This is a genomic window from Arthrobacter sp. 05L417, from assembly GCF_056397865.1.
Genome location: NZ_JBFTOG010000040.1, coordinates 13,742 through 27,573 on the forward strand (window position 1 = coordinate 13,742; position 13,832 = coordinate 27,573).

The following is a 13,832-nucleotide window of genomic DNA, read 5'->3' on the forward strand; positions in this document are numbered from 1 at the left end:
TCGGCAAGCACTCCGGAATAGCCGGAGCGCCTGCATCCCTTGGTTGATCCAGTTACCGGCTGAGCCCAGGAATCTGGAAGTTGAAAACGCTCGTGTCGAAGTGGTTGTAGGCCTCGTAGTCCACGAGGTCATAGAGCCGCGCACGGGTGAGCATGTTCTCCACCTGCGCCTCCTGCGTTCCTGTGGCCTTGATCGTTTCCAGCGTACGCTCTGCAGCCCCCATGGCAATGCGGAGCAGGGTGACCGGGTAGATCACCATGTTCACGCCGACGCCTTGGAGCTGCTCGACGGTGAATAGCTCGCTTTTGCCGAACTCGGTCATGTTGGCCAGGATCGGCACATCCACTGCATCACGGATGGCTTGGAACTCGGACAGGTCTTTCATGGCTTCGGGGAAGATCGCGTCGGCGCCGGCGTCGACGAGCGCTTTGGCGCGTTCCTGTGCGGCCTGGATGCCGTCGACGGCGCGGATGTCGGTGCGGGCCATGATGAGGAAGTTCGGGTCCCGCCGGGCGTCGGCGGCGGCGCGGATGCGTTTGGCGGCGGTGTCGGTGTCGACGACGTTCTTGCCGTCGAGGTGCCCGCAGCGTTTGGGGTTGAACTGGTCCTCGATGTGGCAGCCGGCCAGTCCGGCGTTTTCGAGTTCCTGGATGGTGCGGGCCACGTTCATCGGTTCGCCGAATCCGGTGTCCGCGTCCACGAGACAGGGGAGTTCGGTCATGCGGGCGATTTGCCCTGCCCGGGTGGCGACCTCGGTGAGGGTGGTCAGCCCGATGTCCGGCAGGCCGAGGTCGTTGGCGAGGACGGCGCCGGAGATGTAGACGCCGGGGAAGCCCTTTTCCTCGATCAGGCGTGCCGAGAGCGGGTTGAACGCGCCGGGGAACTGGGCGATGGTCCCGGAGTTCAGGAGTTCCCGAAGCTTGAGCCGTTTCTGTTCCGGGGTGGTGGTGGAGTAGAGCATCTAGAACAGTCCCTTCGGTGCGGCGGCGAGGTCGATGACGCCGGGGGCTGCGGTGATGTTCAGCTGGTCCAGTTCGCCCGGGCCCAGGTCCGGGAGGGCTTCGGCTGCCGCGAGGAAGCGTTCGATCTCGCTCTCTTCGACGAGCCCGGCGGCGAGGGTGCGGAACTTGTCGATGTATTGCTGGCGGGCGAACGGCCGGGCGCCGAGCGGGTGGGCGTCGGCGACGGCGATCGACTCGGTGATCACTGTGCCATCCGTGAGGGTGATGACCACGGTGCCGCCGAAGGCCTTCTCCGCGATGTCCAGGGAGTGGTAGCGGCGGGTCCATTCGGGGTCTTCCACGGTGGTGACCTTGTGCCAGAGTTCCACGGTGTCGGGGCGGCCGGCGCGTTCGGGGCTGTAGGAGTCGACGTGGTGCCAGGAGCCGTCCTGCAGGGCGACGGTGAAGATGTACGGGATGGAGTGGTCCAGGGTTTCCCGGGACGCGGTGGGACTGTACTTCTGGGGGTCGTTGGCGCCGGAGCCGATCACGTAGTGCGTGTGGTGGCTGGTCTTGATCAGGACGGAGGCCACGTTGGCCGGGTCCGTGGCCGCGGGGTGCTCTTTGTGGAGCTTGCGGGCGAGGTCGATCCAGGCCTGGGCCTGGTACTCGGCGGAGTGTTCCTTGGTGTAGGTGTCCAGGATGGCGCGCTTGGGCTCCCCGGCCTCGGGCAGCGGGACCTCGTAGGAGGCGTCCGGGCCGTCCAGCATCCAGGCGATGACGCCGTCTTCGCCTTCGTAAATCGGCACAGGGGAAGTCTGGCCGCGCATGGAGCGGTCCACGGCTTCCACGGCCATCTTCCCGGCAAATGCGGGGGCGTGGGCCTTCCACGTGGAGATTTCACCCTTGCGGGACTGCCGTGTGGCCGTGGTGGTGTGCAGGGCCTGGCCGACGGACTGGAAGATCGTCTCGACGTCCAGGCCCAGCAGGGTGCCGATGCCGGCGGCGGCGGAGGGGCCGAGGTGGGCGACGTGGTCGATCTTGTGCTTGTGCAGGCAGATGGCCTTGACCAGGTTGACCTGGATTTCGTAGCCGGTGGCAATGCCGCGGATCAGGTCCTTGCCGCTCGATCCGACGTGCTGGGCCACGGCGAGGATCGGCGGGATGTTGTCGCCCGGGTGGGAGTAGTCCGCGGCCAGGAACGTGTCGTGGTAGTCGAGTTCGCGCACGGCGACGCCGTTGGCCCAGGCGGCCCATTCGGGGGAGACCTTGTCGCTGATGCCGAAGACGGACGAGCCTTTGCCGTTGGTGGTCGGCGCGTGGGTCAGTGCCTGCGCCCGGGCGGCGATGATCGGGGCACGGTTCAGGGAGGCAATGGCGACGGAGGCATTGTCGATGACCCGGTTGATGATCATTTCGGTGACCAGGGGGGCCACCTCGACGGGGTCGGCGGCGACGGTGGCGATCTTGTGCGCCAGCTGCTCCTCGCGGGGAAGGTTCTCTTCGCTCTTGTAGACGCGGACGTGGTTGTTCTTCACCATGGGGTTCCTTTTAGTGAGGGGTGTGGGTGGCTTTGACGTGGGAAAGACTGCGGTGCAGATGGACGGTGGTGGCTGCTTCGGCGAGCCGGGGGTTGCCTGCCGCGATGGCTTCGGCGATCGCGGCGTGCTCGGCCGCGGCGGCTTGGAGGCGTTCGGCGTCGTCGGCCGCGAGGCGGCGGACCCGCACGAGGTGGACGCGCAGGCTGCGCATGGCCTGGGCGAGGTAGGAATTGGAGATGGCTTCGTCGATCGCCTCATCCAGCCTTCCTACCAGGGCGTAGTAGTCGTGCCGGGCGGGGTCGCTGTCGTTGAGCATCTCCGGGGCCCGGAGGAGCTCGGCGTGGAGTTGCTCGAACACCGGGCGCACACCGCGTTCCGCGGCGAGGGCGGCGGCTTTGCCTTCGAGGGTTTCGCGCAGCTCGAAGAGTTCGTCGATGTCCTCCAGCGAGATATCGGTGACGACGACGCCGCGGCCGCCTGCCGCCCTCGTCAGCCCTTCCGCGCTGAGCCGGCTCAGCGCCTCCCGGACGGGGGTGCGGGACACCCCCAGGCGCTCGGATTGTTCCACTTCCGCGAGGACAGTTCCGGGCGCCAGACGCCACTCAATAATGTCTTCGCGCAGGGCCGCATAGGCTTTGTCGCTGGCACGCATGGACCCTCCTTCATTGAGCGGATTTCCCCAGTGTATACACAAACCGCGAAAAGGCCTAGCTTTTGCCAATAAAACCAGGCCGGCACTCAATCTGTGTATACATCCGCTGGAGTCGTGGGCTAACTCCGATTCCAGCGATACTCGTTCTCCGGCCGTCCCGGAGTGCCGTATCGCGGATTCCTCGTGGCCATCCCGGCGTCGGCCAGGTACTCGAGATATCGGCGCACGGTGACCCTGGACATCCCAAGGGCCTCGGTTGCCTCGCTTGCGGAAACCGGCCGGCCAAGGCTGGCCAGAAGGTCTTTGACGGACTCCAGGCTTTGGGCGGAAAGGCCCTTGGGCAGCGGGAGTTCGGTGGGTGCGCGGAGACTCGCGAACGCCTGGTCCACATCGCTTTGGGACGCTCCACTCGCCCGCGTGCCCGACGCCGGTGCGGCGAGTTGCTCACGGAAGGCACGATAGCTGGCGAGCTTGTCCGCGAACGTCGCGAACGTGAACGGCTTGATGAGATACTGCACGACTCCGATCGACACCGCGCTGCGGACAATGTTCACTTCCCTGACGGCGGTGATGGCGATGATGTCCGCAAGCAGTCCCGAAGCGCGCATTCGGCGGGCAACGTCCAGTCCGTGAAGATCCGGCAGGTTCATGTCCAACAGGACGAGGTCCACCGGCTGGCCGGCAACGGCGAAATCGTTGAGCAGCCGCAGGGCCGATTGTCCGTCCCGCGCTGTTCCCGCAACGGTGAAGCCGTCGATTCGGCTGACGTAGACGCCGTGGGCATCGGCGGCGATGGGTTCGTCCTCGACGACGAGGACGCGGATTTCGGTCATTCGGCTTCTTTCCTGGAGTCCGGCGCGGGGAGCGCTACGCGGAAGAACGCACCGCCCAGGGCGCTCGTGGAGTCGCTGATGGACAGCGTACCGCCAAGCCGCTGCACCGCTTGCCGTACCAGGGCCAGGCCCACGCCGCGGGAAGGCGCTCCGGGCAGCCCGGCCTGTCCGATCCCCGCCGCCTTGGTGCTGTATCCGTATTGCCAGACGTCGTCCACGATGCCGGGATCGATGCCGTGGCCGGAATCGACCACAGTGAACGTGGTTCCTTCAGGTCCCGATTCGATGCCCAGTTCCACTTTGCGCGGCGGGGGAGCGGCAGCCGCGGCGTCGAGGGCGTTGTCCAACAGGTTTCCCAAAATCGTCACCAGGTCCTGGACGGCCAGGCCCTGGAGGCCGTCCCCGCCGGACACCGTGACCGTCAGCTCCGCTCCGCGTTCGTGCGCCTCGGCCGACTTTCCCATGATGAGCGCACTCAGGACAGGCTCGTCCACCGATGCCACGAGGTGGTCGGTCAGCTGTTGGCTCAGTTCAAGGTCCTTGGTGGCGAAGTCCAAGGCGTCGCCGGTACGCCCGAGCTCCATGAGGGACACGATGGTGTGCAGCCGGTTGGCGTGTTCATGCGTCTGGGCCCGCAAGGCGTCGGAGAGGGTCTTCATGGTTTCGAGTTCGCTGCCCAGGGACTCGATTTCCGTCCTGTCCCGGAGCGTGGCTACGGTCCCGAACACGGCAGGCCGCTGCCGGCCCCTCATTCCAGGCGGCCCCACTGCCGGCGCTTGGTTCACCACCAGGATGCGCGAGCCGGTGAGGTGGATTTCGTCGTGCGCCGTCCGGCCGGATTCGAAAAGGCGGTGGAGGCTGGGATACAGGGGCAGATCAGAAAGGCGCGGGGCGGCTTCCGCAACGGGATCGACGTCGGACCGTTCGAGTCCCAGAAGCTCCGCGGCCTGGTCGTTGTACATGACCACCCTGCCGCCGGTGTCGATAAGCACTACTCCTTCGCGGACCGAATGGAGGACGGACTCGTAGTACGCGAACAATTGTGCCAATTGTTCAGGTCCCCAGCCCCTGGTGACCGAGCGCAGGTACCGGCCCAATAACCACGAGGCCAGGGAGCCGCCTGCGAGCATGGCCAGGGAGATTCCGATGATCGCCGTGAGTCGCGCCGACACGGCGACGTCCACCGTCCGCACCGTGACACCCGCGGCCACGAGGGCCCGGACTTTTCCGGAGGAATCCTCCACGGGAACGATGGTTCGCACGGACGGGCCAAGGGTACCGGCGGTGACTTCGGTGAAGGTCTGGCCGTGGAGGGCGGGATCGATGGTGCCGATGTAGGGTTTGCCGATTTCGTCGGGGTTCGGATGGGTCCAGCGGGTCCGGTCCGGAGCCATGATGGTGATGAAATCAGCATGGGCATTGGCTGTTACCGCCTGGGCATATGGCTGGAGGGTGGCGGATGGGTTCGGTGTGCCGGCTGCTTGAAGCACGAGGGGATTGGCTGCGATCGCGGCGGCCACCGCCTGCATGCGCTGGCCGGCGTCGTTGTAGGCCCGGTCCCTCGCGTCCAGGAAGGCTGCCGTGCCCACGATGGCGGTGAGCGCCAGCACGAACAGCAGATTCGCCACAAAGAGTCTGCGGGCAATGCTCCAGCGTCGGATCACGTGCTCCTTTCTGCGGGCCATCCTGTGACCAATATGAACGCAACAGTGATACATGTCACGCCGCGCCTAATGATGGGTATCACAGCAGAGCGACGCAGGGACATTTTGCAGGGACCACGGCGCTTTCCAGAGTATCTATAAGGAGCAAAGCCATGACCTCTCAAAGAGGAGAGATTGCACCAGCGAAGGCCGGGCGCAAGGGGCTGGACAAGTCGCATTACCTCTACATCGCCGTGATCGCCGCAGTTGTGCTGGGCGCCGTCGTCGGCCTGCTTTTCCCCGAAGTGGGTAAATCCCTCAAGCCTTTGGGTGACGGCTTCATCAAGCTCATCAAGATGATGATCGCCCCGGTCATCTTCTGCACCATCGTCCTGGGCATCGGATCGATCGCCAAGGCAGCCACTGTTGGCAAGGTCGGCGGCCTCGCACTCATCTACTTCCTGGTGATGTCCACCTTCGCGCTCGCCATCGGTTTGGTGGTGGGCAACATCATCCACCCCGGCGAAGGCCTGAAGCTGATCCCGTACGACCCCAACGCGAAGGCTGCCACGAACAGCACCGCCGATTTCCTGCTGGGCATCATCCCCGGAGACATTCCGGTCCTGCCGACGCTCCTGGCCGCCATCCTGGTGGGCTTCGCGCTGCAGCGCATGGGCTCCCAGGGCCAGCCGGTACTCAAGGCCATCCACCACGGGCAGGCGCTCGTCTTCCGCATCCTCATCATGATCATGTGGCTGGCTCCCGTCGGCGCCTTCGGTGCGATCGCCGCTGTGGTCGGCGCCACCGGAGTGAAGGCCATCTTCGGAATGCTCACCCTGATGGTCGCGTTCTACATCACCTGCGCGCTGTTCATCGTCGTGGTGCTCGGCACCTTGCTTCGGGTTGTTGCCGGCGTCAGCATCTTCCAGCTGATGAAGTACCTGGCCCGCGAGTACCTGCTCATCTTCTCCACCTCATCGTCCGAAGCGGCGCTGCCCAGGCTCATTGCCAAGATGGAGCACCTCGGTGTTTCCAAGCCGGTTGTCGGTGTCACGGTGCCTACCGGTTACTCCTTCAACCTGGACGGAACTGCCATCTACCTGACCATGGCCTCGCTGTTCGTCGCCAACGCCATGGGTATTCCGCTGGACCTTGGCGCCCAGGTATCCCTGCTGGTCTTCATGATCATCGCGTCCAAGGGAGCGGCCGGCGTTTCCGGCGCCGGCCTGGCAACCCTCGCAGCAGGCCTTCAGGCACACCGGCCCGAACTGCTGGGCGGCGTCGGCATGATCGTCGGGATCGACCGCTTCATGTCGGAAGCCCGCGCCCTGACCAACTTCACGGGCAACGCCGTCGCCACCGTGCTGATCGGTACCTGGGTCAAGGAAATCGACCGCAAGCAGGTCACCAACGTCCTGTCCGGCGCGACTCCGTTCGACGAGCTGACCATGATCAGCCACCACGCTGAACCCGAGGTGAAAGAGGCCGTGGCCGCTTAGTCCGGCACACGGTTTGGAAGCATCCACGCAGGCAAGGCAGGAACCCGACAGGGGACCTGCCTTGCCTGCTTTTTGTTGCACGTTTTGTTGCATGCGGGCCCAACCTTCTACCTCAGCTAGAAGGTAAAGGCTCAAATTGCGGGCAATGTCAAGTTCCGCAAAATGCCGTGTCGGGCGCTGTAGCCTAGGTGGGGAGCAGTGCTGGTGCTGGAGACAGCCGCACGAAATGACCGTCGTGGAGAGAGTGGATAAATACGTGAGCAGCGAACGGGGAACAACTACGCTGGAGGGCACGGATTTCGATCTGGAAGACGCAGTCATGGGGCCTACGGGCCGCCCGTACCGCGACTTCCCCGAGCCCGCGCCATTGGCCTCCCATGGCCCGGCCCGCGTCATCGCCATGGTCAACCAGAAGGGTGGCGTGGGCAAGACCACGTCAACCATCAACCTCGCCGCCGCGCTCGCAGAATTCGGCCGGCGCGTCCTGCTCGTTGATTTCGATCCGCAGGGAGCTCTTTCCGCAGGCCTGGGCGCGAACCCGCACGAGCTCGACCTCACCGTTTACAACGTCCTGATGGACCGCAAAGTGGACATCCGCGACGCCATCCAGAAGACCGGCGTCGAAGGCATCGACCTCCTGCCGGCCAACATCGACCTCTCCGCCGCCGAGGTCCAGCTCGTCAACGAGGTAGCCCGCGAGCAAGTGCTGGACCGCGCGCTCAAGAGCGTCGAGGATGACTACGACGTCGTGCTCATCGATTGCCAGCCGTCCCTGGGCCTCCTGACGGTCAACGCCTTGACGGCAGCGCACGGCGTCATCATCCCGCTGATCTGCGAATTCTTCGCCCTCCGCGCGGTGGCGCTGCTCGTCGAAACGATCGAGAAGGTCCAGGACCGCTTGAACCCGCGCCTGCAGGTGGACGGCGTGCTCGCCACGATGTACGACGCCCGCACCCTGCACAGCCGCGAAGTCATTTCGAGGCTCGTGGAGGCATTCGGGGACAAGGTCTTCGAGACCGTCATCAAGCGTTCCATCAAGTTCGCCGACGCCACGGTCGCCGCGGAGCCGATCACCAGCTATGCCGGAAACCACATCGGTGCCGACGCCTACCGCCGCCTGGCCAAGGAACTGATTTCGCGCGGCGGCGCACCCTAGCCCGCGTGGCAGAGCCACTCATCCCTGAAACCGCGACCGTCCTGGCGGGCGACGCGCCGCCGTCGTACTCTTCTGCAAGCAACGCGGACGACGCCGGAGCCTCGCCTTCTGGCCGAAAGACCGGCTTTGAGGTCCGGCTGGCGAACTTCACAGGCCCCTTCGATCTCCTGCTCGGCCTGATCTCCAAGCACAAGTTGGACATCACCGAAGTTGCGCTGGCCACCGTCACGGATGAGTTCATCAAGTACATCCGGCGCCTGCAGGAATTGGGCGAGGACTGGGCCCTGGACGAAGCCAGCGAATTCCTGGTCATCGCCGCGACGCTCCTGGACCTCAAAGCCGCGAGGCTTCTGCCCGCCGGCGAAGTCGAAGATGCCGAGGACATTGCCTTGCTGGAAGCCCGGGATCTTCTCTTCGCCCGGCTCCTGCAGTACAAGGCTTTCAAACAAGTGGCCGCGATCCTGTCCGGCACCTTGGAGTCCGAAGCCCGGCGCTTCCCGCGCCAAGTTGCGTTGGAAGGGCATTTCGCGGCAATGCTGCCCGAACTGATTTGGCGCCATACGCCCGAACAGTTTGCAGCGTTGGCGGCCAAGACCCTGGCCCCCAAGGACAAGACGCCCGAGGAGGTAGGGCTCGACCACCTTCACGGAACACCCGTCAGCGTCAAGGAACAGGCCGAGATCATCGGGTACCGCCTGCAGAGCGGCCAGCCCCAATCCTTCAGGGCGCTGATTGCGGACGCCGAGTCCACGCTAGTTGTCGTGGTCCGGTTCCTCGCGCTCCTCGAACTGTTCCGTGACCGTGTAGTGGCGTTCGATCAGCCGGGTCCGCTCGCCGAACTAACCGTCCGCTGGACAGGGCGCCCCGAAGGCTGGAGCAGCGACAGTTTGAGCGACGAGTACGAACAGATCGACAAAGGAGACGAGGCGCTGTGAGCGAGCAGGAAACCGGCCGGGACGGCCTCGCCGAGCTTGAGGCCCTGCCCGGCGGCGTCCGCGCGGCGCTGGAGGCCGTGCTGATGGTGATCGACGAACCGGCCACCGCGGAAGAGCTCGCCGCCGGGCTCAACGTGACGGTCGCCGTCGTCGAGGATTTGCTGGCGGGACTGCGGCAGGAGTATAGCGGCTATACTGTTAAAGCCCCGGGCAGGGACGCTGATGACTTGCACACTGATGCAAGTGCCAGCGCTGCACCCCGGGGTTTTGAGTTGCGGAACGTTGCCGGCGGGTGGCGGATCTATTCACGCGCGGAATTTGCCGACGTCGTGGGCAGGTTCGTTCTCGAAGGCCAGACCGCGCGGCTGACGCAGGCAGCCCTTGAAACCATGGCGGTCATCGCGTACCGGCAGCCGGTTTCCAGGGCCAGGGTGTCGGCCATCCGCGGCGTCAATGTCGATTCAGTCGTCAGGACCCTTGTCCAACGCGGGCTGATCGAGGACTCGGGTACCGATCCTGAATCGGGGGCCATCCTTTACCGGACCACCTCGTACTTCCTCGAGCGCATGGGCATTGGCTCGGTGGCGGAACTGCCTCAATTGTCCCCCCACCTTCCGGGGCTGGAGGGCATCGAGGAGTTCTTCGACGCCGAACGCATGTAGTCGCGGGAACCCGCGGCGCCAGGCAAGGCAAAACAACTCAATATTGCAAGGATCTACAAACGCCCGGCTAGTAGCGGGCAGAGTTCACACAGGGCAGATATCCTCTGTCCGGCTGGCTAATGTTGAGAAAGAACAAGCCGGCCACCATAACAAAAGGACGGGTCATGACACAGGCGGGACGCCAGGGTTCACCACGTAATAGTTCGGGACGAAACGGTTCCGGACGCAACGAGTCGCAGGACTCAGGCCGCAGCGGCGCCGGCCGTACAGGAGGCAGCGGCTTCGGTGCCGGCCGGGGTGGCGCAAGCCGTGCCGGTGGCGCCTCCGGAGGCAGCAAGCGCAGCTTCTCCCCGGGCGGAGAACGCCCCTTCAAGCCAACTCGTCCGCGTGAAGAGCGCCCCTTCGATCCGGACAACCCCACTTCGGCCGGAGGCTACGGGCGTCGTGACGACGCTGGCCGCCAAGACGCGAGGCCGGCCAAGGCCCCCCGCAAGCCAGGCTCCAACAAGCCCGGCTTCGGCAAGGCTCCGGGCACCCCGGGCGCATTGAAGCCCAAGGCCGGCAACAAGAAACAGTACGCTTCCCGCGCCTTCGGCAGTGAGCGCTTCGGCCAGAACCTTGGCCCGATCCGTAAGCCCCGCGGCCGCCGCGGCGAGGTGGCCCAGTCCGAGCAGCACGACGCCGATGGCGTGCGCCTGCAGAAGGTCATGGCCCAGGCCGGCGTGGCTTCGCGCCGCGTGTGCGAGGAAATGATCGAAGAAGGCCGCGTCGAGGTCAACGGCCAGCTCACCACCGAGCTTGGCATGCGCGTCGACCCCGCGACCGCCGTGATTCACGTCGACGGCATCCGCATCCAGCTCGATGACACCATGCTCTACATGGTGTTCAACAAGCCCAAGGGCGTCGTCTCCACCATGGAAGATCCCGAGGGCCGGCCCTGCATCAGCGACTTCCTCAAGTCCGCCAAGAACAAGGGCGAGCGACTCTTCCACGTGGGCCGTCTTGACGTCGCCACCGAGGGCCTGCTGCTGCTGACCAACGACGGCGAACTCGCCAACCGCTTGACGCACCCTTCCTATGAGGTGCCCAAGACGTACCTGGTACAGGTACGCGGCCCGTTCCCGCAGGGCGTCGGCGCGAAGTTGAAGGAAGGCATCGAGCTCGAAGACGGCATCGCTTCCGTCGACTCCTTCAAGCTCGTCGACTCCACTCCGGGCCACGTGCTGATCGAGGTTGTGCTGCACTCCGGCAAGAACCGTATTGTCCGCCGTTTGTTCGAAGCCGTCGGGTTCCCCGTGCTGCGGCTCGTGCGCGTCAAGATCGGTCCCATCGGCCTGGGCGACCAGCGCCAGGGCAGCATCCGGAACCTCGGCAAGCAGGAAGTCGGACACCTCCTGGCCTCCGTAGGACTGTAAGGCATGTCGGCATTCCACTCGCACGGCCGGGGCCATCTTGACGGCCCGGTGGTCGTCTTCGGCACCGGACTGCTCGGAGCCAGCATCGGTCTCGGCCTGCGTGGCCGGGGTGTCTCCGTGTTCCTTTCGGACCCCTCGCCGACCAACCAAGCCGTCGCCGTGGATATCGGTGCGGGCAGGCCCCTGTCCGAGCTTGAGAATCCGCCCCAGCTGGTTGTCGTCGCGGCGCCGCCGGACGTGACGGCCGACGTCGTCGAGCGTGCCCTGGGCGAATACCCGGAGGCCGTTGTGGTGGACATTGCCAGCGTCAAGCTGGCAATCCAGGCCGATCTCCGGGCCCGGGGAGTGGACATGTCCCGCTACGTCGGGACGCACCCGATGGCGGGGCGCGAGAAGTCGGGGCCCGTCGCTGCCCGCGGCGAGCTCTTCACGTCAATGCCTTGGGTGCTTTGCCCGTCCGACGAGACCAACGCCGACGCGCTTCAGACGGCACGTTCCCTGGCCGGGGACCTGGGGGCGATAGTCTCCCAGTTCACGGCGGAGGAACACGATGAAGCGGTTGCGTTGGTGTCGCATTTGCCCCAGGTGATGTCGTCGCTGCTCGCCAGCCGCTTGCAAGGGACACCGCTCCACGCGCTGTCCCTGGCCGGCAACGGGCTTCGGGACACCACGAGGATTGCTGCCAGCGATCCCACCCTTTGGGTGCAGATCCTTGGCAACAACGCGGCCAAGATGGTGGATATCCTTCACGGTGTCCGTGAGGACCTCAACCGCCTGATCGGTACCTTGGAGGATCCCACCGCTCCCGGCGCCCGGCTGGACCTTGCCCAGCTCATCAGCGAGGGCAACGCCGGGCAGGCCCGGATCCCGGGAAAGCACGGCGGACCCCCGCAGGCATATTCATGGCTTACAGTTCTGGTAGACGACCGGCCCGGGCAGATCGCCAGGCTGTTGACGGAGATCGGCGAGATCGGCGTCAACGTCGAAGACCTCCGCCTGGACCACTCGTCCGGGCAGAACGTTGGCATGGTGGAACTTTCCGTCATGCCCAACAAACATGACCTCCTTGTTGAAGCCTTGACCGACCGTGGATGGCGGGTACTCCAGTAATGAAACGTGAACTTTTCGGCCCGGAGACCGTAGTACGTCCGGGAAAGCCGCTCGTTGTCGCCATCGACGGCCCGTCCGGCTCCGGCAAGTCCAGCGTCAGCAAGGAAGTTGCCCGGCGCTTGAAGCTCGCCTATCTGGACACGGGCGCGATGTACCGTGCGTTGACCTGGTACTGCCTCAAGACCGGCATCGACCTCGCAGACGGTGCCGCCGTCGAGCAGGCGTCAAAGGATCTGCCGCTGGAACTTAGCACCAGCGCCAACGTCGAATACGTCGGTGTTGCCGGCGTGGACATCACGGAGGAAATCCGCGAGCCGAGGATCTCCTCGTCCGTCAGCGCCGTTGCAACCACCCTGGGTGCCCGCAACGAATTGATTCGTCGCCAGCGCCAGCTGATCGAACAGCACCACCGCCGCATGGTGGTGGAGGGACGGGACATCACCACCGTCGTCGCGCCCAACGCGGAGGTCCGCATGCTGCTGACCGCCAGCGAGGAAGCCCGGCTGCGGCGCCGCGGCCTCCAGCTGGGCGGGACGCAGAGCCAAGAGCAGCTCGCCGCCCAAGTGATCCACCGCGACGCCAAGGACTCCACTGTGGTGAACTTCACCCAAGCGGCCGACGGCGTCGTGACGCTGGATTCCTCGGAGCTGGACTTCGAAGAAACCGTCGAAACGGCACTGAACATTGTGGGCAAGGTCATCTACGGTGACTGAAGCCCGGCTCCCGGCACGCTGGACCATGATCTGGAGCAGGCCTGTTGGCTGGCTGTTGGACCACGTCCTGTACCGGACCGCGATAACGGGACGTTCCAATGTTCCCAAAGCTGGACCGGTCATTTTCGCGGGCAACCACATCAGCTTCCTGGACGGGCCGGTGATGTTCGGCGCGGCTCCACGACCCATGCACATCCTGGTCAAGAAGGAGATGTTCAAGGGTTTCCTGGGAAAGGTGCTTCGTGCCTCGGGGCAGATTTCCATCGACCGCTCCGGTGACCGCTCGGCCCTCCAGCTCGGAAAGCAAGTGCTCGACGCCGGCCGTTGCGTGGGGATTCTCCCCGAAGGAACGCGGGGGAGCGGCACCGCCGGCAGCATCAGCAACGGCGTCGCATGGCTCGCGCTGATGACCGGAGCCACAGTGATTCCCGTGGCCATCCTCGGAACGCGGATCGGAGACGAACACCGTGATTACATTCCGAGAGTGCGCCGCCAGCTGCAGGTCAGTTTCGGAGCCCCCTTGAATGTGACCCGCAGAAATGGCGAGTCGGGGCGTGTTTCAATGGACAGGGCGGCTGCGGAGATCCGCGCTGCGCTGGCTGGACACGTCCAGGATGCCGTCAAGACCACCGGCCAGTCCCTTCCGGGGGACTAAATGAACCGGCCCACAGCCAATGCAGCACCGCCAAGAAGAAGTAGCCGGGACGCCGGCAGATCACCACTAAGGAAAGT

General features: G+C 65.1%; 12 protein-coding genes and 1 pseudogene. 8 read left to right on the forward strand and 5 right to left on the reverse strand.

The genetic code is table 11. From position 1 onward, the window contains the following. Nucleotides 1-52: 52 nt before the first annotated feature. The 5 genes from prpB to AC1DJW_RS21935 all read right to left on the reverse strand — a co-directional run bounded on the left by prpB (nt 53) and on the right by AC1DJW_RS21935 (nt 5,631). Nucleotides 53-961, reverse strand: a complete 909-nt coding sequence (prpB, locus tag AC1DJW_RS21915; protein WP_476902511.1) for a methylisocitrate lyase — start codon at nt 959-961, stop codon at nt 53-55. Next, nucleotides 962-2,482, reverse strand: a complete 1,521-nt coding sequence (locus tag AC1DJW_RS21920) for an MmgE/PrpD family protein (RefSeq protein WP_476902512.1) — start codon at nt 2,480-2,482, stop codon at nt 962-964. 10 nt (nt 2,483-2,492) lie between these two features. Next, nucleotides 2,493-3,134, reverse strand: a complete 642-nt coding sequence (locus AC1DJW_RS21925; RefSeq protein ID WP_476902513.1) for a GntR family transcriptional regulator — start codon at nt 3,132-3,134, stop codon at nt 2,493-2,495. A 119-nt stretch (nt 3,135-3,253) separates the two neighbouring features. After that, nucleotides 3,254-3,967, reverse strand: coding sequence for a response regulator (locus AC1DJW_RS21930; protein WP_284751733.1), 714 nt, complete (start codon nt 3,965-3,967; stop codon nt 3,254-3,256). Continuing rightward, complete coding sequence (locus AC1DJW_RS21935; RefSeq protein WP_476902533.1) at nt 3,964-5,631, reverse strand: sensor histidine kinase; 1,668 nt, start codon at nt 5,629-5,631, stop codon at nt 3,964-3,966. The genes AC1DJW_RS21930 and AC1DJW_RS21935 overlap by 4 nt, the downstream gene beginning before the upstream one ends. 152 nt (nt 5,632-5,783) lie before the next feature. Here AC1DJW_RS21935 and AC1DJW_RS21940 point away from each other — a divergent pair, with 152 nt between their 5' ends. The 8 genes and pseudogenes from AC1DJW_RS21940 to AC1DJW_RS21975 all read left to right on the forward strand — a co-directional run bounded on the left by AC1DJW_RS21940 (nt 5,784) and on the right by AC1DJW_RS21975 (nt 13,825). Beyond that, nucleotides 5,784-7,109: a cation:dicarboxylate symporter family transporter gene (locus tag AC1DJW_RS21940; RefSeq protein WP_476902514.1), complete on the forward strand. Its 1,326-nt coding sequence runs from the start codon at nt 5,784-5,786 to the stop codon at nt 7,107-7,109. 256 nt (nt 7,110-7,365) lie between these two features. Next, nucleotides 7,366-8,265, forward strand: a complete 900-nt coding sequence (locus AC1DJW_RS21945; RefSeq protein ID WP_284751736.1) for a ParA family protein — start codon at nt 7,366-7,368, stop codon at nt 8,263-8,265. A 137-nt stretch (nt 8,266-8,402) separates the two neighbouring features. Next, nucleotides 8,403-9,200 carry a segregation and condensation protein A gene (locus AC1DJW_RS21950; RefSeq protein WP_350225128.1) on the forward strand — a complete coding sequence of 266 codons (798 nt, stop codon included), beginning with the start codon at nt 8,403-8,405 and terminating at the stop codon, nt 9,198-9,200. Then, nucleotides 9,197-9,862 (forward strand): SMC-Scp complex subunit ScpB, encoded by a 666-nt coding sequence (gene scpB, locus AC1DJW_RS21955; RefSeq protein ID WP_284751737.1) that lies wholly within the window; start codon nt 9,197-9,199, stop codon nt 9,860-9,862. The genes AC1DJW_RS21950 and scpB overlap by 4 nt, the downstream gene beginning before the upstream one ends. A 164-nt stretch (nt 9,863-10,026) precedes the next feature. Beyond that, nucleotides 10,027-11,277: a pseudouridine synthase gene (locus tag AC1DJW_RS21960; protein WP_390282167.1), complete on the forward strand. Its 1,251-nt coding sequence runs from the start codon at nt 10,027-10,029 to the stop codon at nt 11,275-11,277. Between the two features lie 3 nt (nt 11,278-11,280). Beyond that, the gene (locus AC1DJW_RS21965) at nt 11,281-12,387 is read left to right on the forward strand and encodes a prephenate dehydrogenase (protein ID WP_284751739.1); all 1,107 of its coding nucleotides are present in this window, start codon (nt 11,281-11,283) and stop codon (nt 12,385-12,387) included. Further along, a complete protein-coding gene (gene cmk, locus AC1DJW_RS21970) occupies nt 12,387-13,100 on the forward strand; it encodes a (d)CMP kinase (protein WP_284751740.1) in 714 nt (237 codons plus the stop codon). The genes AC1DJW_RS21965 and cmk overlap by 1 nt, the downstream gene beginning before the upstream one ends. Nucleotides 13,101-13,125: 25 nt before the next feature. Further along, nucleotides 13,126-13,825: pseudogene (locus AC1DJW_RS21975) on the forward strand (lysophospholipid acyltransferase family protein). Nucleotides 13,826-13,832: the final 7 nt, after the last annotated feature.

Coding starts and splice junctions, on each gene's coding strand:
- cmk (WP_284751740.1), top strand. CDS start 12,387: ATGAAACGTGAACTTTTCGGCCCGGAGACCGTAGTACGTCCGGGAAAG.
- prpB (WP_476902511.1), bottom strand. CDS start 961: ATGCTCTACTCCACCACCACCCCGGAACAGAAACGGCTCAAGCTTCGG.
- AC1DJW_RS21965 (WP_284751739.1), top strand. CDS start 11,281: ATGTCGGCATTCCACTCGCACGGCCGGGGCCATCTTGACGGCCCGGTG.
- AC1DJW_RS21925 (WP_476902513.1), bottom strand. CDS start 3,134: ATGCGTGCCAGCGACAAAGCCTATGCGGCCCTGCGCGAAGACATTATT.
- AC1DJW_RS21920 (WP_476902512.1), bottom strand. CDS start 2,482: ATGGTGAAGAACAACCACGTCCGCGTCTACAAGAGCGAAGAGAACCTT.
- AC1DJW_RS21940 (WP_476902514.1), top strand. CDS start 5,784: ATGACCTCTCAAAGAGGAGAGATTGCACCAGCGAAGGCCGGGCGCAAG.
- AC1DJW_RS21930 (WP_284751733.1), bottom strand. CDS start 3,967: ATGACCGAAATCCGCGTCCTCGTCGTCGAGGACGAACCCATCGCCGCC.
- AC1DJW_RS21960 (WP_390282167.1), top strand. CDS start 10,027: ATGACACAGGCGGGACGCCAGGGTTCACCACGTAATAGTTCGGGACGA.